Genomic DNA, 18684 nt, shown 5'->3' on the forward strand with positions numbered 1-18684 from the left:
AAAGCCTCCCCATGAAGCTCTACTACTCCCCCGGCGCCTGCTCGCTGTCGCCGCACATCGCACTGCACGAATCCGGCCTGGCGCACGAAGCCATTGCGGCGCCGACCAAGACGCACAAGCTGCCCGACGGCTCGGACTACTACCAGGTCAACCCGCTGGGCTACGTGCCCTATCTGGTGCTGGACGACGGCACCGCGCTGCGCGAAGGCCCGGCCATCGTGCAGTACATCGCCGACCAGGTGCCCGACAAGAAGCTGGCCCCGCCCAACGGCACCCTGGCGCGCTATCAGTTGCAGAGCTGGCTGAACTTCATCGGCACCGAATTGCACAAGGGCTTTTCGCCGCTGTTCAACCCCGCCATGCCCGACGAGGCCAAGGCGCTCAGCAAGGAACGCCTGCTGGGCCGCCTGAAGTGGCTGGAAGGCGAGCTGGCCGGCAAGACCTACCTGATGGGCGACGACTTCACGGTGGCCGACGGCTACCTGTTTGTCGTCACCAACTGGGCCAAGCCGATGGGCATCGACCTGTCGCCCTACCCCAACCTGGTGGCCTACCGCGGCCGCGTGGCGGCCCGCCCGGCGGTGCAGGCGGCGATCAAGCACGAGGGCCTGCTGTAAAGCCGCGTGCCCGGTGGCCGGCGCCGGCCACCGGGCGTTTTATTGACCCGCGTAGTAAGGGATGAACAGCCGGTTGGCCTGGTGGCCGACGGTGCCGATCCATTCGCGCGTGAAGCGCTCGCCAAAGCGCTTCAGGTACGGCGCCAGGTGCAGCGGCGTCGGGTTGACCTGGATCTGGTTGCGCTGCAGTTCGGCCATGGCGTCGGCCGACACCTTCTCGCTCAACTGCCAGCCGCTGTCTTCGGCGGCCTGCGCGGCGCCCAGCACGGCCTTTTTCGTTGCCTCGTCCAGCGCGTTGAAGGCCTTGGTGCTGACGAAGGTCAGGTTCTTGGGGAACCACGCGCGCACTTCATAAAAGTACTTGAAGCGCTGCCACACCTTCATGTCCACGCCGGTGGCGCTGGAGGTGATCATCGAATCGATGTTGCCGTCGGCCAGCGCCTTCACCAGCGGCGGGCCCACCGGCAGGTCGACCGGCGTGGCGCCCATCAGTTCGGCAATGCGCACGGTGGTGGGGTTGTAGGTGCGCATCTTCATGCCGCGCATGTCCTCGATGCCGCGGATCGGCTGCACCGAATACAGCCCCTGCGCCGGCCACGGCACGGCAAACAGCAGCTTCAGGCCTTTTTCGGCCATCTGCTCGTCCAGCATCGCGCGTTGGTGCTTCCACAGCCGCCGCGCGTCGGCGTGCGAGCCGACCATGAACGGCACGCTGTCCACGCCCGCCACCGGAAACTCCTTTGACAGCGCGCTGCCCAGCACGTTGCCGCCTTCGACCTTGCCGTCGCCCACCGCCTTTCGGATGTCGGCCATGGCGAACGGCTGGCCCAGCTCGCCCACCTTCACCGCCAGCTTGCCCTGGCTGGCCTTGGTCAGGTCGGCGGCAAACTGCGCCAGATGCTGCGTCATGAACACGTTGGCCGCGTAGCCAGGCGCCAGCGTCCAGGCGGTCTGGGCCTGCGCCGCCGGCAGGGCGGACAGCGACAGCAGCGCGCCGGCCAGCCCCAGGCGCAAGGCGCGCCGCCGGTTGACCTGTGGACACAGAGCAGATGAAGTGGGCGCGGACATGAAGCTTTGGGTACGTAGTTTGTTGCATATGCTACAGCCAGTTGCACGCTTTTCGGTGCACCGCCGTCAAACGCTACTACGCAAGTACGCTGCCGCGCGGGTGCCCAGGCGCCCCTTCAATCGTCGCCGCCCGCCAGCGGCCGCTGCCGCCACGCCAGCAATGCGCCCAGCCACAGCGCCGCCGCCGAATACAGCAGCCCGCGCGCCAGCCCGCCCGGGCCGTCGGCGATCCAGCCGACCACGGTGGGGCCGACGATCTGCCCCGCCGCAAACACGATGGTGAACGCGCTGATGCCCGCCGCCCACTGCACCGGCGGCAGGTTGTGCCGCACGAAGGCGGTGGTCGACGCCACCACCGACAGGAACACCGCGCCAAACAGCAGGCCCGACGCCAGCACCAGCGGCCAGGCGCCCGTCAGCGCCGGCACCAGCGTGGCCACGCCCAGCAGCGCGTTCAGCAGCGCCAGCGCGCCGCCGCCGCGCGCGCGGTCCAGCAGGCGCGACCAGATGCGCGCCGACGCCACCACCGCCAGCCCCAGCAGCGTGTAGAAGGTGGTGATGGCCGCCGCGCCCTCGCCCTGCTCGCGCAGCAGCGCAATCACGAACGTCATGTAGCCGATGTAGCCCACGCCAAACATCAGGTAACCCGCCAGCGCCCAGCCCATGCGCGCCAGCGGCACCCGTTGACGAACGTTTTGGGCTGCTGGCGCTTGCCCAGACTGCGCAGACAGCTCCTGTTTTTGCAGCGTCAGCGCCGGCCGCGCCAGCACCGCCGTCGCCGCAAGGCAGGCCAGGGCCAGCGCCCACCACGCCCAGGCCCAGCCGTGCGGCACGTTCGCCGCCGCCTGCAGCAGCGCCGGCACCGCCAGCGCCGACAGCACGATGCCCCAGCCCGTGCCGCCGTAGTACAGCCCCAGCAGCAGGCCCGCCTGCGCCGGCGACTGCGCGCCCAGCCGCGCCGCCAACAGCCCGCCCGCCACAAACACCCACGCGCTGGCCACCCCCGCCAGCAGCCGCTGCACCAGCAGCGCGCCAGCGTCGGTCAGAAAGCCGCACGCGCCCATGAACACGCTGGCCGCCAGCGCCCCGCCCAGCAACACGCGCGCCACGCCCAGGCGCCGCAGCAGCGCCGGCGTGCTCAGCGCGCCGATCAGGTAGCCGGCCGCGTTGGCCGTGTTCATGGCCCCGGCCAGCGTGTAGCTCCAGCCCAGGTCGTCCCGCATCACCGGCAGCAGCAGCCCATAGGCAAAGCGCGTGATGCCCAGCGACACGGCGGCGCCGAGCGACAAGGCCAGCGCCAGCCACAGCAGGCGTTTGGTCGAAAAGGGCGCGGTGGACGACATGGAAATTTCTGAGAAATCTTAAGCGTTTGGTATTCAATTCCCGCCAAAAAGCGGAAAATTAAGGCGACAGGGAAGCGAAAGCAGAACATGCGCTCGTTCATTCGAAAAGGTACGTTTAAGGTACGTTTAATTCGTGTGCCCACGTGCAACTGCAGTTTGGCAGATTCGCCGAACCGGGTCGCCCGCTGCATGGCATGGCGCACGCCTCGGCTCCGGGCTTGTCCTGTGCCAACCCCCGTGCGTTGCCCCTCCGCCGACGGATCGCCAACCCGCCATCGCGCGCGGTGTGGCTGCGGTCCGATGGCTCGATCGCCCACCCTTGGCATTGGCGGTCGCCTTGGCCACCTCCAGCAAGCCGCAGCGCCATCGCCTCAAGCGCGCTACCCACACATCCACCGACCGACCGATGAGGTCGCGCCAGTTGGCGCATCCGAAGGGTGGCTCGGTCATTTGTCCACCCAGCCCTGTTGCATTCGGCTGATCGGCACTCTGCGCCCCATTGGCCGGCCTCGTTGACCCAAAATGCACCGAAAGCCCATGAAAACGCACACCCTGCCCCATCAAACCCGCGCCATCGCCCTGGCCGTGACCCTTGGCCTGGCCACCCTCGGCACCGCCAACGCCGCCACGATTTCGCTGACCCAAAACGGCCAGTATTTCAACGGCTGGTCGCTCAGCAACATCCTGCCCGACCCGGGCTTGCTCAATATTGACCCCGCAGGTGGCGGCTACAACTGCTTCTCGGGTCCACAAGACCTGCCGACCGGCACCGTGATCAAAGGAACGCTCGGCCCATTGAACTATCAGGTGACGGCGCTGACCCCGGCCACGCCGCCCGCCGACAACCAGTGGCAGATCTGCAACTGGTACTGGGGCAGCTACATCCCCAGCGGCAACAACACCACCGGCCAGCCGGGGTCGGTCAACTACAACAAGGGCACCTACGACATCGTGGCCGACCGCCCGTTCGTGCCGGGCACGCTGATGGCGTTCCAGGACATGGACGCCGTGGAGAGCGCGCTGCTGACCTTCAAGGACTGCCAGGGCAATGTGGTGGATCCGGTGGCGTTCGACACGCTGGTGCTGTCGTCGCTCTACACCTCCACCACTGCGCCCATTGCCAGCTCGCAATACGTCGGCGGCAGCACACCCGCGTGGAAATTCCAGTCCCAGTCGCCGTCGGGCGTGCCCAACGTCAGCATCGGGCTGCTGATGAATGCGCCCCACATCTGCTCCATCCATCTGGTGGGCCCAACCATCGGCGGCAGCGGCGGCACCGCGTTCTTCTTCGCCGCGCCGCAGGCCACCACGCTGACCGTCAACACCACCATCACCGGCGGGCCGGCCGGCTTCAGCGCCGCAGTGCCCGTCGGCGCCACCTGCACCGTGGGCGATGCGAAGGTGGACATCAGCGGCATGCTCAGCCCGCAGCCGCCGCAGCCGACCACCGCCTCCGCCAGCACGCCTGGCCAGGTGGTGTTTTCCAACATCCCCATAGGCGCCCAATGCACCGTCAAGGCCGTCGGCTACCCCGACGCGCCCGCACCCTACGCCTGGGGCGCGGCGCCGGCCGATGCCGTGGTCACCCTCGGCGCCACGGCCGCCAGCAACACGGCCACGCTGACGCGCGCGCTGTCCTTCGCCGCCGTCTATCCCCAGCCGGACAAGGGCATATTCCAACCCAACCAGGCCAGCACACCGGTGGTCAACGTGACCGCCAACGACTTCGTCAACGGCGCGCCAGCCGCGCTCGGCACTGGCGGCAACGCCACGGTGAGCCCGGTCGGCAGTTGGCCGGCTGGCTTCACGCTCGATCCGCAGACCGGCGCGGTCAACGTCGCCCCATCCGCGCCCGCCACGCCGCAGGTGCTGAGCTACGAACTGTGCGATCGCCTCGTGCCCGCCCATTGCACGCGCACGACCGTGACCCTCACGCCCGCCGTCACCGCCGTGCCGGCACTCGGCCCCTGGAGCTTGCTGGGGCTGTTGGGCCTGCTGGCCGCCACCGGCGCGCTGCGGCGCCAGCGCCGCAGCTGATTGCCGTCAACAAGCGCTTTTTTTGCCGTCCTCCAGCACGGGTGCGACCGCACCCGCCGAGGACGCCTGGCGCACAATGTGTGGCATCTGCTTTAGCTTGTTTCTGCACCATGTCCACTCTGTTTTCATCCACCCGCGTCGGCGCCATCGAAGTCGCCAACCGCGTCGTCATGGCCCCGCTCACGCGCAACCGCGCGCCCGAAGGCATTCCCACCGCGCTGATGGCCGAGTACTACGCCCAGCGCGCCGACCCGGTGACGGGCGCCGGCCTGATCGTGAGCGAAGCCACCGCCATCAGCCCGCAGGCTCAGGGCTATGCGGACGTGCCGGGCCTGTACGGCACCGAGCAGCTCGACGGCTGGAAGAAAGTCACCCAGGCCGTGCACGCGCAGGGCGGCAAGATCGTCTGCCAGCTGTGGCACGTGGGCCGCGTGTCGCACCACCTGCTGCAGCCGCACAACGCCGACCCGGTGGCGCCGTCGCCCATCCGCGCCGAAACCAAGACCTACCTCATCGACAAGGACGGCAGCGGCCACTTCGTGCCCACCAGCCTGCCGCGCGCGCTGCACCGGCATGAGATTCCGCCCATCGTGCACGACTACGCCGCCGCCGCGCGCAACGCCGTCAAGTCGGCCGGCTTTGACGGCGTCGAAATCCACGGCGCCAACGGCTACCTGCTGGACCAGTTTCTGAAAACCGGCGCCAACCAGCGCACCGACGACTACGGCGGCAGCATCAGGAACCGCGCCCGGCTGATGCTGGAAGTCACGCGCGCCGTGGTCGACGCCGTGGGCCACGACCGCGTGGGCATCCGCCTGTCGCCCGTCACGCCCGCCAACGACATCGTCGACGCCGACCCGCAGCCGCTGTTCGACTACCTGCTGCGCCAGCTGGCGCCGCTGGGCCTGGCCTACGTGCACGTCATCGAAGGCGCCACCGGCGGCCCGCGCGAGGTCGAAGGCCGCCCGTTCGACTACGCCAAGGCCAAGCAGGCCTACCGCGACGCCGGCGGGCGCGGCGCGTGGATGGTGAACAACGGCTACGACCCGCGGCTGGCCGAAGACGCCATCGAAAGCGGCCGCGCCGACCTGGTCGCCTTCGGCAAGGCCTTCATCTGCATGCCCGACCTGACCGAACGCATCCGCCGCGGCGGCCCGTTCCAGGGGCTGGACAAGGCCACCATGTACGGCGGCGGCGCCAAGGGCTATACCGACTACCCGGCGCTGGCCGACTGAAGCTCCTGTTTTGATAGCTGCTTGCCCTTGTCCAGCAAGCGCTAGCAGCGTTTTTTGATAGACCCTGCATCACCTGTTTGCCAGGTACAGATTCAACAGCCGGACGCAGAGGACGCAAAAATTTCGCAGAGCACGCAGAAAAAACCAAAAAAATCTTTTGGCTGTTTCTTTTGCGTCCTCTGCGAATCCTTTGCGTCCTCTGCGTCCGGTATTGGGATTTCGGTTTCCGGCTGTCTCCGGGAATCTCCGACTGTCCACACTCCGCGCGTTGCGGTTTCATCGTCGCTTGCTGATTCCACCCAGGCCCGCCCATGACCCGCATCCTCCGCTTTGCCGCTTTCACCCTCGCGCCGCTGGCGCTGGCCGCCCTGGTGGCCGGCTGCGCCGCGCCGACGCCCGCACCGAAGGCCGCCGCCGCGCCGGTCGGTGAAATCAAGGGCACGGCCTGGGCGCACACGCCGCAGTCGCTGGCCGCCAGCGTGCAGAACGCCGCCGTGGTGCTGCCCGCGCAGGCCACGGGCGGCACCGTCTACTCCGGAAAGTGGAGCGCCATCCCCGCGTCCACCAAGGGGCCCGTGCCGGTGGTTCTATTCCTGCACGGCTCGTCGGGGCTGGGCTTGAAAGCGATTGGCGACTGGCAGCAGTGGCTGGCCGCGCAGGGCATCGCCAGCGTGGCGCCCGACTCGTTTGCGCTGCCCGACCACGTGACCTACAAGTCGCCCATCGACAAGGCCAGCTACGAGCGCATCCACGCCCTGCGTGCCAGCGAAATCGCGCCGGCGCTGGCGGCGATCCAGGCCGCGCCGTGGGCCGACCGCACGCGCCTGGTGCTGGCCGGCACCAGCGAAGGCGCGGTGCCTGTCGCCCGCTACACGGGCAAGGAATTCGCCGCGCGCCTGCTGTTTGCCTGGAGCTGCGAGCCGAACTACTTCGTCACCGAGCCGCGCAACGCCTTTGAGCCCGACAAGCCGGTGCTCAACGTCATCAGCAGCGTCGACCCGTTCTTCTCGCCCAGCAACACCTGGCTGGGCAACGCGCAGGCCAAGGGCTCGTGCGCCGACGCGCTGAAGGACCACAAGAACGCCGTGATCGCCCTCATCCCCGGCGCGCCGCACACGCTGCTGACGCTGCCGCCGGTGCAGGCGGTGACGGGCGGCTTTCTGCGCAGCGTGCTGGCGCGCTGAGGCGTCAGCGCAGCGCCTTCGCGTGGTGCGCGAAGTGGTCGCCGATGAAGCTGGCGATGAAGTAGTAGCTGTGATCGTAGCCCGGCTGCAGGCGCAGCGTGAGCGGGTGGCCGGCTTTTTCGCAGGCGGCCTTGAGCAGCTCGGGCTTGAGCTGGCCCGCCAGAAACTCGTCGCCCTCGCCCTGATCGACCAGCAGCGGCAAGCGCTCCTTGGCCGATGCGATCAGCTCCACGGTGTCGTGCGGCTTCCACGCCGCCACGTCGTCGCCCAGGTAGGCCTTGAACGCCTTCTGGCCCCAGGGCACCTGGGTGGGCGCGACGATGGGGGAGAACGCGCTCACGCTTTGATAGCGGCCGGGGTGGCGCAGCGCTAGCGTCAGTGCGCCGTGGCCGCCCATGCTGTGGCCAAAGATGCCGCGCGCCCGCGTGGCGGGAAAGTGCTGCTCGATCAGCGCGGGCAGTTCTTGCACCACATAGTCTTCCATGCGGAAATGCGGCGCCCAGGGCTGCTGCGTGGCGTTCAGGTAAAAGCCCGCGCCCTGGCCCAGGTCGTAGGCGTCGTCGTTGGCCACGCCTTCGCCGCGCGGGCTGGTGTCGGGCGCGACGATGATGAGGTTGTGCTCGGCGCCGAAGGGTTGCGCGCCGGCCTTGGTGATGAAGTTCTGCTCGGTGCAGGTCAGGCCCGACAGCCAGTACACCACCGGGCACTTTTCGCCCGCCAGCGCTTTCGGCGGCAGGTAGACGCCGACTTTCATGTCGGTGCCGGTGCTGCGGCTGGCGTGCTGCCACACTTCCTGGCGGCCGCCGAAACTGGCGTGGTGTTCGATGCGCTGCATGGATCGACTCCTTTCGATAGCTATAAAAAAAGAAGCTGCCGGCGCTTGCACATCAAGCGCTGGCAGCCGGTTTTTACCTGAACAATCAGGCGACGTAAGTGCCCTTGGCCTTGGCCGCGTGGGTGGCCAGGGCGTCCATCAGCGGCGGGTTCAGGCAGTCGTAGGTTTCCAGCCCCTTGGCCTTCAGGCCGGCGCGCACGTTGTCCATCTGGCTGGCGGGCGTGCCGCCTTCGATGCACGACGAGACGAACGCGGCAAAGCCGGCCGGCGCCCAGCCGTCATCGCTGGACAGTTCGGTGTGGATGAAGTCCAGCCCGTAGAACGGGTGGCCCGTATTTTCGATGCGGCCGAACATGTGCGTGCCGCAGGCGCTGCAGGCGTGGCGCTGGATGGCGGCGGACGCGTCGACCACCTTCAGCTTCTCGCCGTGCGCCGTCACCGTGACCTTGTCGCGCGGCACCACACCGACCACCGACAGGTGGGCGCCGGCGGGCTTCCAGCACTTGGTGCAGCCGCAGGCGTGGTTGTGCGCCACCTGGCTGTCCACGCGCACTTCGACCTGATCGCTGGCGCAGCGGCACTTGAGCGTGCCGCCGGCAAAGCCGTCCTTGGCGGGCTTGAGGCCGTTGTCGATGCTGGGATGAAGCGAAACGCCCATTTTTTGTCTCCTCGTCGAACCGCGCGGATCGGCCGCGCACCGTAATTCCGTTCGTGTCTTCAAAAGGCCGCGGAGCAGGCCACGCGCGGCAGCCGCGGAAGGGCTTGGCCCGCCCGCTGGCTGCGTCCCCCTTCAGGGGGAAGGCGCGCCAGCGCCACAGGGGGTCAGTAATGAACTACGCTGCGAATCGACTTGCCCGCGTGCATCAGGTCGAACGCTTCGTTGATGTCGGTCAGCGGCATGGTGTGGGTGACGAAGGGCTCCAGCTGAATCTTGCCCGCCATCGCGTCCTCGACCATGCCCGGCAGTTCGCTGCGCCCCTTCACGCCGCCAAAGGCCGTGCCCAGCCAGCGGCGGCCGGTCACCAACTGGAACGGACGCGTGCTGATTTCCTGCCCCGCGCCGGCCACGCCGATGATCACGCTCTGGCCCCAGCCGCGGTGCGCGCATTCCAGCGCGGCGCGCATGACCTGCACGTTGCCGATGCACTCGAAGCTGTGGTCCACGCCCCAGCCCGTCATGTCGACGATGACCTGCTGGATCGGCTTGTCGTGGTCCTTGGGGTTGACGCAGTCGGTGGCGCCAAAGGTCTTGGCCAGATCGAACTTGCCCGGGTTGGTGTCGATGGCGATGATGCGGCCCGCTTGCGCCATCTTGGCGCCCTGGATCACGGCCAGGCCGATACCCCCCAGGCCAAACACCGCCACGCTGTCGCCCGGCTGCACCTTGGCGGTGTTCTTGACCGCACCCAGGCCCGTGGTCACGCCGCAGCCCAGCAGGCACACCTGCTCGGGGTTGGCCTGGGGGTTGACCTTGGCCAGCGACACCTCGGCCACCACCGTGTATTCGCTGAACGTGCTGCAGCCCATGTAGTGGTAGATCGGCTGCCCGTTGTACGAAAAGCGCGTGGTGCCGTCGGGCATGACGCCCTTGCCCTGCGTGGCGCGCACCGCCGTGCACAGGTTGGTCTTGCCGCTCTTGCAGAACAGGCACTGGCCGCATTCGGCGGTGTAGAGCGGAATGACGTGGTCGCCCGGCTTGACGCTGGTCACGCCTTCGCCCACTTCGACCACGATGCCAGCGCCTTCGTGGCCCAGCACGGCAGGGAAGATGCCCTCGGGATCGTCGCCCGACAGGGTGAAGGCGTCGGTGTGGCAGACGCCGGTGTGGGTGATGCGGACCAGCACCTCGCCGGCCTTGGGCGGTGCCACGTCGATCTCGACGATCTGCAGGGGTTTGCCGGCTTCAAAGGCCACGGCGGCGCGGGATTTCATGGGGTCTCCTTTCGAGGCTTATTTCAGGTAGGTCTTGACGATGGACACCGTCTCGTCGATGGCGGCGTGCACGCGCGCATGCTCGGAATCGGGCGCGTCCGAGCCATCGCAATCCGCGTGGCCGAAGCTTTCGTACAGATGCCCTTCCAGCACGTCGGCCATCAGCCCGTTGACCGCGCCACGCATGGCCGCCAGTTGCTGCAGCACCGGGCCGCAGTCGGCGCCTTCCGCAATGGTGCGCTCCAGCGCCTCGGCCTGGCCACGGATGCGGCGCAGACGGGTGATGGCGCGTTTCTTGTCTTCGGGGGAATGGGGCATGGTGCTAGAGCCTTGATACTAAGGGGGAGTTTAAATCGCCCGGCGTTTGCTGGTCAATCCGTGTAAATCAACTCGCCACCCACAACCTAAACGAGCCTGCCACCGCGCGCAAGGATCACAGCCAGCACGCGACGGGTTAACCCTTGGCAACACCCCTACCACTTTCGGCTACATTTTGGCCAACATACTTATAGGGGTTACAGCATGACACGAGGCCGCGATATGAAGTGGGCGGGATGGGCTCTGGCGTTGGTGTGGGGCATGGGACACGGGTTTCACGCATCTGCAGCGACCGTGACGACGCCAGCGGGCACGATCACGGGCGCCAACGATGCTGCCGTGACGGATGCCTGGTATCGCACCAACGTTCGCAGCGGTGGCACCACCGGCATCACGGCTGACTACCCGCGCAGCGGAAACGGTTCGGCCTATCTGTACGGCATCGGCACGGGCAGTCCGAGCCCGGACAAGGCGGACTGGAAATACGTCAGCTCGGCCCCCACCGGCTTCGGCCCGCTCAGCCAGCTGACGGCCCTGAGCTACGACTGGTACCGCGACGGCAGCAGCACCGTACCGGACCACTTCCATCCTTCCGTGCGCATCACCCTGCAGGACGCGACAGATCCCGCCATCCGTCGCCGGTTGATTTTCGAACTGGCCTACAACCCGGCCGTCGCGCCTGTCGCCACCAACGCCTGGGTGACCCAGCCCGTGACCGACGCGTCCGTGGTCTGGAACACGGGCAACTCGTACCCCACCTTGGGCGCGTGCAAGGCCGCCACCGCGGCCACCGATTGCGATGGCGTGCTCGGCAGCGACCTGGTCATCGGACTGGAGTTCGGCATCGGATCAGGTTGGGCAAGAACGGCCACCGAGTTCTTCAAAGGCGCGGTCGACAACGTCGTGCTGACCATGAACGGCCAGGAAGTGCTCAACGCCAATTTCGAGCTGCCGCCGCAGGCCACGGTAGCCTGCGCGCCGCCCACGCTGTCCGACGCCACGGCCGAAGTGTCCACGTGCACGGTGACGTTGACGGCTGCGGCGTCCGCGGGCGGCCTGCCGGTCACCCTCACGCCTCCCACCGCTGACGCACGCTTCACGACGACCTGTGCATCGCCGATCACCATCGCCGAAGGCCAGACCACCGCCACATGCACCATCACATCTGTCGCCAATACCGCCGTGGGCGACGGCGACGCCGTGGTGACCCTGGCCCTGGCGGAAGGGACTGGGTACGTGCTGGGCACACCCTCGTCGGCCACCGTGACAATCCAGGACAAGTCGGTGGCAACGCCGACGCCGACCGAACCTCGCACGCCGGTTTCAGTGCCGACGCTGTCTGAATTCGGTCTGGCTGCCCTCGCCGCAGCACTGGGCGCAAGTGCCATGGTGCGCCGTCGCCGCCGCAAGGCCTGACGCTGCGTTGCCTCCACGACAGCCTGGCAGGCCGTCCTGCCAGGCTGTTTTGTTTGCACCGCTTGCAGGTGCAACGCACTGACCGCAGTCGCCCCGCGCGACCAAAGACCGCTCACAAGCCTGCGGCGGCAGATGACACGGCGATGTCATTCGCGTGGCGTATAAACGCCATCTGCTGAATCACCCCCCGGCAAGCTTGGCGCTTTTTTGTTGCCGGGCGCTGTTGTGCATCACCCGTCATGCCGCCCCGTTTTTCCCTGCGTGCTCGCCGGATGACCGCTTTCTTCGCGGCCGCATGGCTCGTGGGCGGCTCGGCACTCGCCGCCGACGCCGGCACCGATGTTGCGCCCGACGAAGAATCGAACCTGCACGGCCAGGCCACCTATATCCGCCAGTTCAAGCCGTCATTCCCATCGCCTTACGCGGGGCCGCACAGCCTGAAGGGCGAGCGCGAGGCCAGTTATTCGGTCACCGCCAGCGTCTTCGCCGGCTGGCGGCCGTGGGCGGGCGGCGAGGTGTACTTCAACCCCGAGCTCGCCCGCGGACAGCCGCTGTCGGGGTTGAACGGCCGTGGGGGGCTTTACCAACGGCGAGATGGCGCGCTCGTCGGGGCCGCACCTGCGGCTGTACCGGGCGCGGCTGTTCGTGCGCCAGACCTGGGGCACGGGTGGCGGGCGCGAGGTGCGCGAATCCGGCCCCAACCAGTTGGGCGGCGCGGTGGACAAGGACCGTTGGGTGCTGACCGCCGGCAACCTGTCGGTGACCGACATCTTCGACAACAACGCCTACAACCACGACCCACGCACGCAGTTCCTCAACTGGTCGCTGCTGACGCACGGCGCCTACGACTTCGCCGCCGACGCGCGCGGCTACAGCTGGGGCGTGGCGCTGGAGCGCTACTGGGGCGACTGGGCGCTGCGCGCGGGCCGCTTCATCCAGCCGGTGCAGCCCAACCAGCAATCGCTGGACCTGCGCGTGCTGCAGCACTATGGCGACCAGATCGAGCTGGAGCGCGGCCACACGCTGCTGGGCGACGAGCGCCCGGGCCGCGTGCGCCTGCTGGCGTTTCGCAACCGCGCGGTGATGACGCGCTACGACGACGCGCTGGCGCTGGCCGCGCGCACCGGCGGCGTGCCCAGCCTGGACGCGGCGCGCGGCGGGGCGCAGGTCAAGTACGGCTTCGGCCTCAACGTCGAGCAGGCGGTGAGCGCCCACGTGGGCCTGTTTGCGCGCGCCAGCTGGGCCGACGGCGGCACAGAGACCTATGCCTTCACCGAAATCGACCGCTCCGTCTCGGCCGGCGCACTGGTGCAGGGCGGCGCGTGGCAGCGCCCCAGCGACACGCTGGGCATCGGCTGGGCGCGCAACAGCCTGTCGCGCGCGCACCGGCAGTACCTGGCCGCGGGCGGCATGGGCTTCTTCCTGGGCGACGGCAAACTCAACTACCGGCCCGAGCAGGTGCTGGAACTGTTCTACCACCTGCGCCTGCACAAGCACCTGGACATGGCGCTGAACTGGCAGCACATCCGCCACCCCGGCTACAACGCCGACCGCGGGCCGGTCAATTTCTACGCGCTGCGGTTGCATGCGAGTTTTTGAAGATCTTTCTGGCCCACGCGCTTGATAGACGAGCGCAGGTCGCTATCAATTCAAAAGCGCACACCGACGCTCAATCGCCACTGGTCGTCGGCCGTGAAGTTGGTCTTCGGGTCGTAGGCCAGGCGCGCAAACCAGCGTGGCCAGTCGTGCGTGGCGGTGAAGCCGGCGCGCGTGATCATCTGGCCGTCCACCCGGCCGCGCTTGAGCAATGCATCGAGCGTCAGCCGGTGGCCTTCCGCCAGCGGCTGGCGCCAGGTCAGGTGAAGGTGGCGCTGGTCGGGGTTCTGCCGGTTGTCGCGGATGAAGCTGGCCGTCAGGCTGCGGCCGTCGTCGGCGCGCCAGGCGGCCATCAGCGTCCACGCGTCGTTGGGGTCGAAGTTGAGGTTGTAGTACGGCCGCAGGTTGGTGCGCCCCAGCCCCGCGCCCAGCACCCAGGTCTGGCCGGCCTCGACGTTGACGCTGCCGCCCACGAAGCCGCCGCTGGCGTACTGGATGGACGGCTGCACGCGCACCACGCTGCCAAAGCTGTGGTCCCAGCCCAGCCGCGTCTGCGCCACGTCCAGCCCCGCCGCGCGAAAGTGGCCGATCCACGCGTTGCCCCAATCACCGCTGGCGCGCAGGTTGGTGTCCACGCCCCAGCCGGCGGTGCTGAAGCGGTAGGCGCCCAGCGTCAGCTTGAAGGCCGGTTCGTCGGCCGCACGGGCCGGGGTGGCGATGCCTGCGGCGCTCCACGCGAGCAGCAGGCAGGCCCTCATTACTCCTGATTTCATAGCTGCGTGCACTGATCAGGCCAGCGCTGCCTGCTCTTTTGGCTTCTTTTCGCCAAACCACGCCACGTACAGCGCCGGCAACACCACCAGCGTCAGCAGGCAGGCCGTGACCAGCCCGCCGATGATGACGATGGCCAGCGGGCGCTGCGTCTCGGCGCCGATGTCGCGCGACAGCGCCATCGGCAGCATGCCCAGCGCGGCCAGCATCGCCGTCATCAGCACGGTGCGCAGGCGCTGCATGCTGCCCAGCCGCGCCGCGTCCTCGGCCGAGTTGCCGGCTTCGCGCAGCTGCTGGAACACCGACAGCATCACCACCCCGTTCAGCACCGCCTGCCCCGACAGCGCGATGAAGCCGATGGCCGCCGACACCGACAGCGGAATCGACAGCGCCCACAGCGCCACGAAGCCGCCGATCAGCGCCAGCGGCACGTTCAGCAGGATCAGCGCCGCCATCTTGAACGACTTGAAGGCGTCGAACAGCAGCACAAAGATCAGCAGCAGCGAGATCGGCACCACCACCGACAGCCGCTTCATGGCGCGTTCCTGGTTTTCGAACTCGCCCGACCACGTCACCGCATAGCCGCGCGGCAGCTTGACGTTCTGCTCCACGCGCGCCTGCATGTCGTGCACCACCGACCCCATGTCGCGGTCCTTGATGAAGATGCCGATGGCCATGGTGCGGCGGCCGTTCTCGCGCGCGATGTTCATGGCGCCGCTGGTTTCCTTCAGCCGCGCCACGTTGCCCAGCGGCACCGATCCGCCGTCGGGCGTGGGCACCAGCGTCTGCGGCAGGCGCGCGATGCCGCGCCGGTCTTCCGGCAGCCGCACCGCCACGGCAAACTTGCGCTCGCCCTCCCAGATCTGCGTGGCGGCCTTGCCGGCCAGCGCGGTCTCGATCACGTCCTGCACGTCCTGGATGTTCAGGCCCAGACGTCCCGCCGCCTCGCGGTCGATCTCGATCTGCAGTTGCGGCAGCTCGCCCAGGCGGTCAATTTCGGCGCGGTACACACCGGGCACGCGGCGAATCTGGGTCTCGATCTCTTCCGTGACGTGACGCAGCTCGGTCAGGTCGTCGCCCGACACCTTGATGACGATCTGGCCGTCGATCTGCGAAATCGATTCGAGCACGTTGTCGCGGATCGGTTGCGAGAAGGTGGGCTCCATGCCCGGAATGGCCGACACCGCGCGGTCCATCTCCTCGATGAGCCGCTCCTTGGTCAGGCCCTTGCGCCATTCCTCGGCGGGTTTCACGTCGACAAACACCTCGGCCATGCTGATCGTCTTGGGGTCGGTGCCGTCTTCTGGCTGGCCCGCCTTGGACACCGCCGTGCGCACCTCGGGCACCGTGAGCAGGGCCTTGCGCACCGTGTGCAGCGTGTTGGCCGCCTCGGCGTTGGAGATGCTGGAGGGCAGGCGCACGTTGACCCAGATGGTGCCCTCGTTCAGCTCGGGCAAAAACTCCGACCCCAGCCGCGCCGCCACGCCCATCGACAGCGCAAACGCCACCACCGCGCCAATCATCACCTTGCGCCGGTTGTCCAGCGCCCACAGCAGCACCGGGCGATACACGCGCTTGCACCAGTCCACCAGGCGGTTGTCGTGGTGCGGCAGCTTGCGGCGCAGCATCCAGTACGCCAGCAGCGGCACCAGCGTCAGCGAAAAGATCAGCGAGCCGACCAGCGCCGTGGTGACCGACAGCGCCATCGGCTGGAAGATGCGGCCTTCATGCCGCTGCAGCGCAAAGATGGGAATGTGCGCGGCGATGATGATGAGCATGGAAAAAAGCGTGGGACGGCCCACCTCGGTCGCGGCTTCCGTGATGACTTCGCGCCGCTCCTCGTCGCGCATGCCTTCGCCCTTTTCGGCCAGGCGGTGCATGATGTTCTCGATCACGATCACCGCGCCGTCCACGATGATGCCGAAGTCCATCGCTCCCAGGCTCAGCAGGTTGGCCGGCACGCCCATGATCTTCAGGCCCAGAAACGTGGCCAGCAGCGACAGCGGAATGATCACCACCACCGCCAGGCTGGCGCGGAAGTTGGACAGGAACAGGTACAGCACCAGCGACACCAGCAGCGCGCCTTCCACCAGGTTGCGGAACACGGTGGACAGCGTCTTGCCCATCAGCCAGGTGCGGTCGTAGTAAGGCACGATCTGCACGCCGCGCGGCAGGCCGCGGTCGTTCAGGCGCTCGATGGTGGCCTTCACGCCCTTGAGCACCACGCTCGGGTTCTCGCCCTTGCGCATGACCACGATGCCGGTCACCACGTCGTCGATGTCGTCCTGGCCCACCGTGCCCAGGCGCGGCACGGCGCCGACCCTGACGTCCGCCACATCGCGCACCAGCACCGCCGTGCCGTTCTGCGCCTTGATGGCGATGCGGCCAATGTCGTCGGGCGACTGCAAAAAGCCGATGCCGCGGATGGCGTACTGCTGCGCGCCCTGCGCCACGTAGCTGCCGCCCGCGTTGGCGTTGCCGCGCCCCAGCGCGTCCAGCAGGTTCTGCAGCGTCAGCTTGTGCGCGCGCAGCTTTTCCAGATCGGGCTGCACCTCGTACTGCTTGATGAAGCCGCCCATCGCCACCACGTCGGCCACGCCCGGCACCTGGCGCAGGGCGCGCTCGACCACCCAGTCCTCGATGGTGCGCAGCTCGGTCGTGGTCTTGCCGTCGCCCACCAGGCGGTAACGCATGATCTCGCCCACCGGCGTGGCGTTGGGGGCGATGTTGGCCTCCACGCCCGGCGGCAGGTCGACGCCGCGCAGGCGCTCGTTCACCTGCGCGCGTACCTGCAGCACGTCGGCCTTGTCGTCGTACGTGACCACGGTGAACGACAGGCCGAACTGCGTGTGCGAGAACACGCGGATGGAACTGGGCAGGCCCGACAGCGCCACCTCGATCGGCAGCGTGACCTGCTTTTCCACTTCTTCGGCCGCGTGGCCGGGGTAAAGCGCGATCACCGTCACCTGCGTGTCGGTGACGTCGGGAAACGCCTCCACCGACAGGTTCTGGAACGCGATGATGCCCGCCATGGCGAACAGCAGCGTGCCCAGCACGATGAACAGCGGCTGGTGCAGCGCGTAGTGGATCAGCTTTCTCATGACGCGGACCGCTCGCTGGCAGCGCTGGCCGGGGGCTGGGCGGCGGGCGTGGCGCCCGACGCACCGGGTGCGGGCGCGCTGGCCTCCTGCTCGGCCAGGCGGAACTGGCGCAGCAGCAGCAGCGCGTTCTCGCTCACCACCTTTTCACCGGGGCGGATGCCGCTGGTCACGATGACGTCGCGCGCGCCTTCCTCGCTGGTGTCCACCAGCCGCCGCTCGAACACGCCGGGGCTGGTCTGCACCACCACCCAGTGCTCGGCGCCGCGCAGCGTCACCGCGCTGGCCGGCACCGACACGCCGCGCTGGTGCGCGCGCTCGATCAGCGCCGTGCCCAGCATCTCGGCCTTCAGGCGCCGCTCGGGGTTGTCGACCACGCCGCGGATCTTGATGGTGCGCGTGCCGGGGTCGATCACGTCGGCCGCCGCCGTCACGCGCGCCTCGAACGGAATGTCGGGCAGCGCCGCCAGCCGCAGCACAAAGGTCTGGCCGGGGCGCAGCGCCTCCACGTCCATGTCGCGCGCGTCCACCTGCACCCACAGCGTGGTCGGGTCGGTCAGGGTGAACAGCGGCGGCGTGGCCGGGCCGTACTGGTCGGGGCGCAGTTCCTGGCCGGGGTTGATGTTGCGCTCGACCACCACGCCGCCGATGCCGGCGCGGATGGCCAGTTGCTGGTTCACCGCCGCGCCGCCGCCGTACATGCGGGTGCGCGCACTGGCGCGGGCCACCTCGGCGCGGGCGCGCGCGGCGTCGCCTTCGGCCTGTTCCACGTCCTTGCGCGCGGCAATGCCCAGTTGGTACAGCTCGCGCTGGCGCGCCAGCGCCTTGGCGGCCACGCTGGCGTCGGCCTCGGCCTTGGCGGTGTCGGCCTGCGCCACGGCGAAATCGGGCGAGGCCAGGTCGGCCAGCACCGCACCCGCCGCCACGCGCTGGCCGACGTCGACGCGAATCGCGCCCACGCGGCCGGCAAACGGCGGGTAGATGCGCTGCGTGCGCGACTCGTCCCACACCAGGCGCGCCGGCAGCTGCGCGGGCACGCTGGTCACCTGCTCGGCGGCGGCGGTCTCGATCAGCTTGAGCTGCGGGTGATCGGGCGGGTAGCGCAGTTGCTTGCCCTGCAGGATGGGGGCCGGCGGCTCAGGCGGCAGCGGCGGCGCTTCTCGGCCGCACCCGGCCAGCAGGCAGGCGGCGGCCAGCACCGAAAGAAGGGGGGAGGGCAGAGGCAGGCGCATGA

At 68.4% G+C, this 18684-nt stretch carries 15 protein-coding genes; 6 read left to right on the forward strand and 9 right to left on the reverse strand.

What is annotated here, in order from left to right:
• The first annotated feature begins 11 nt into the window (after window positions 1-11).
• On the forward strand, window positions 12-617 hold the full coding sequence (gstA, locus tag R0D99_RS00280) for a glutathione transferase GstA (RefSeq protein ID WP_317749438.1): 606 nt from the start codon (window positions 12-14) through the stop codon (window positions 615-617).
• Between the two features lie 39 nt (window positions 618-656).
• Here gstA and R0D99_RS00285 read toward each other — a convergent pair whose 3' ends face one another.
• Both R0D99_RS00285 and R0D99_RS00290 read right to left on the reverse strand, forming a co-directional pair.
• Window positions 657-1685 carry a TRAP transporter substrate-binding protein gene (locus tag R0D99_RS00285; RefSeq protein ID WP_317749439.1) on the reverse strand — a complete coding sequence of 343 codons (1029 nt, stop codon included), beginning with the start codon at window positions 1683-1685 and terminating at the stop codon, window positions 657-659.
• 116 nt (window positions 1686-1801) lie between these two features.
• Window positions 1802-3028, reverse strand: coding sequence for a YbfB/YjiJ family MFS transporter (locus tag R0D99_RS00290; RefSeq protein WP_317749440.1), 1227 nt, complete (start codon window positions 3026-3028; stop codon window positions 1802-1804).
• A 537-nt stretch (window positions 3029-3565) separates the two neighbouring features.
• Between R0D99_RS00290 and R0D99_RS00295 the strand changes: the two genes are divergently transcribed.
• The 3 genes from R0D99_RS00295 (at window position 3566) to R0D99_RS00305 (ending at window position 7484) form a co-directional block, all read left to right on the forward strand.
• The gene (locus tag R0D99_RS00295) at window positions 3566-5065 is read left to right on the forward strand and encodes a hypothetical protein (protein ID WP_317749441.1); all 1500 of its coding nucleotides are present in this window, start codon (window positions 3566-3568) and stop codon (window positions 5063-5065) included.
• Window positions 5066-5175: 110 nt separating this feature from the next.
• Window positions 5176-6300, forward strand: a complete 1125-nt coding sequence (locus tag R0D99_RS00300; RefSeq protein ID WP_317749442.1) for an alkene reductase — start codon at window positions 5176-5178, stop codon at window positions 6298-6300.
• 311 nt (window positions 6301-6611) lie between these two features.
• Entirely contained in the window at window positions 6612-7484 is an 873-nt protein-coding gene (locus R0D99_RS00305; RefSeq protein ID WP_317749443.1) for an alpha/beta hydrolase, read from the forward strand.
• A gap of 4 nt (window positions 7485-7488) precedes the next feature.
• Here the strand turns inward: R0D99_RS00305 and fghA are convergent, their stop codons facing one another.
• The 4 genes from fghA to R0D99_RS00325 form a co-directional block, all read right to left on the reverse strand.
• Window positions 7489-8319, reverse strand: coding sequence for an S-formylglutathione hydrolase (gene fghA, locus R0D99_RS00310; RefSeq protein WP_317749444.1), 831 nt, complete (start codon window positions 8317-8319; stop codon window positions 7489-7491).
• A gap of 85 nt (window positions 8320-8404) precedes the next feature.
• Window positions 8405-8977 carry an S-(hydroxymethyl)glutathione synthase gene (gene gfa / locus R0D99_RS00315; RefSeq protein ID WP_317749445.1) on the reverse strand — a complete coding sequence of 191 codons (573 nt, stop codon included), beginning with the start codon at window positions 8975-8977 and terminating at the stop codon, window positions 8405-8407.
• 164 nt (window positions 8978-9141) lie between these two features.
• Complete coding sequence (locus R0D99_RS00320) at window positions 9142-10251, reverse strand: S-(hydroxymethyl)glutathione dehydrogenase/class III alcohol dehydrogenase (RefSeq protein ID WP_317749446.1); 1110 nt, start codon at window positions 10249-10251, stop codon at window positions 9142-9144.
• 18 nt (window positions 10252-10269) lie between these two features.
• The gene (locus R0D99_RS00325) at window positions 10270-10569 is read right to left on the reverse strand and encodes a metal-sensing transcriptional repressor (protein WP_317749447.1); all 300 of its coding nucleotides are present in this window, start codon (window positions 10567-10569) and stop codon (window positions 10270-10272) included.
• Between the two features lie 204 nt (window positions 10570-10773).
• Between R0D99_RS00325 and R0D99_RS00330 the strand changes: the two genes are divergently transcribed.
• Complete coding sequence (locus R0D99_RS00330; protein WP_317749448.1) at window positions 10774-11985, forward strand: IPTL-CTERM sorting domain-containing protein; 1212 nt, start codon at window positions 10774-10776, stop codon at window positions 11983-11985.
• A gap of 570 nt (window positions 11986-12555) precedes the next feature.
• Window positions 12556-13584, forward strand: coding sequence for a carbohydrate porin (locus R0D99_RS00335; protein ID WP_317749449.1), 1029 nt, complete (start codon window positions 12556-12558; stop codon window positions 13582-13584).
• Window positions 13585-13634: 50 nt separating this feature from the next.
• Here the strand turns inward: R0D99_RS00335 and R0D99_RS00340 are convergent, their stop codons facing one another.
• The 3 genes from R0D99_RS00340 to R0D99_RS00350 are packed head-to-tail and all read right to left on the reverse strand — an operon-like array spanning window position 13635 to window position 18682.
• Complete coding sequence (locus R0D99_RS00340) at window positions 13635-14339, reverse strand: hypothetical protein (RefSeq protein ID WP_317749450.1); 705 nt, start codon at window positions 14337-14339, stop codon at window positions 13635-13637.
• A 30-nt stretch (window positions 14340-14369) separates the two neighbouring features.
• Window positions 14370-17453, reverse strand: a complete 3084-nt coding sequence (locus R0D99_RS00345; protein WP_317749451.1) for a CusA/CzcA family heavy metal efflux RND transporter — start codon at window positions 17451-17453, stop codon at window positions 14370-14372.
• Window positions 17450-18682, reverse strand: a complete 1233-nt coding sequence (locus R0D99_RS00350) for an efflux RND transporter periplasmic adaptor subunit (protein WP_317749452.1) — start codon at window positions 18680-18682, stop codon at window positions 17450-17452. Before R0D99_RS00350 ends, R0D99_RS00345 begins: the two co-directional genes overlap by 4 nt.
• Window positions 18683-18684 lie beyond the last annotated feature (2 nt).

Origin of the sequence: Ottowia sp. SB7-C50, assembly GCF_033110285.1 — a bacterium.
Taxonomy (GTDB): Bacteria; Pseudomonadota; Gammaproteobacteria; order Burkholderiales; family Burkholderiaceae_C; genus Ottowia.

Excerpts from the sequence above, each read along its gene's own strand:
- gstA (WP_317749438.1), top strand. The coding sequence starts at position 12 with ATGAAGCTCTACTACTCCCCCGGCGCCTGCTCGCTGTCGCCGCACATC.
- R0D99_RS00305 (WP_317749443.1), top strand. The coding sequence starts at position 6,612 with ATGACCCGCATCCTCCGCTTTGCCGCTTTCACCCTCGCGCCGCTGGCG.
- fghA (WP_317749444.1), bottom strand. The coding sequence starts at position 8,319 with ATGCAGCGCATCGAACACCACGCCAGTTTCGGCGGCCGCCAGGAAGTG.
- R0D99_RS00290 (WP_317749440.1), bottom strand. The coding sequence starts at position 3,028 with ATGTCGTCCACCGCGCCCTTTTCGACCAAACGCCTGCTGTGGCTGGCG.
- R0D99_RS00320 (WP_317749446.1), bottom strand. The coding sequence starts at position 10,251 with ATGAAATCCCGCGCCGCCGTGGCCTTTGAAGCCGGCAAACCCCTGCAG.
- gfa (WP_317749445.1), bottom strand. The coding sequence starts at position 8,977 with ATGGGCGTTTCGCTTCATCCCAGCATCGACAACGGCCTCAAGCCCGCC.
- R0D99_RS00285 (WP_317749439.1), bottom strand. The coding sequence starts at position 1,685 with ATGTCCGCGCCCACTTCATCTGCTCTGTGTCCACAGGTCAACCGGCGG.
- R0D99_RS00295 (WP_317749441.1), top strand. The coding sequence starts at position 3,566 with ATGAAAACGCACACCCTGCCCCATCAAACCCGCGCCATCGCCCTGGCC.
- R0D99_RS00330 (WP_317749448.1), top strand. The coding sequence starts at position 10,774 with ATGACACGAGGCCGCGATATGAAGTGGGCGGGATGGGCTCTGGCGTTG.
- R0D99_RS00340 (WP_317749450.1), bottom strand. The coding sequence starts at position 14,339 with ATGAGGGCCTGCCTGCTGCTCGCGTGGAGCGCCGCAGGCATCGCCACC.
- R0D99_RS00345 (WP_317749451.1), bottom strand. The coding sequence starts at position 17,453 with ATGAGAAAGCTGATCCACTACGCGCTGCACCAGCCGCTGTTCATCGTG.
- R0D99_RS00300 (WP_317749442.1), top strand. The coding sequence starts at position 5,176 with ATGTCCACTCTGTTTTCATCCACCCGCGTCGGCGCCATCGAAGTCGCC.
- R0D99_RS00350 (WP_317749452.1), bottom strand. The coding sequence starts at position 18,682 with ATGCGCCTGCCTCTGCCCTCCCCCCTTCTTTCGGTGCTGGCCGCCGCC.
- R0D99_RS00325 (WP_317749447.1), bottom strand. The coding sequence starts at position 10,569 with ATGCCCCATTCCCCCGAAGACAAGAAACGCGCCATCACCCGTCTGCGC.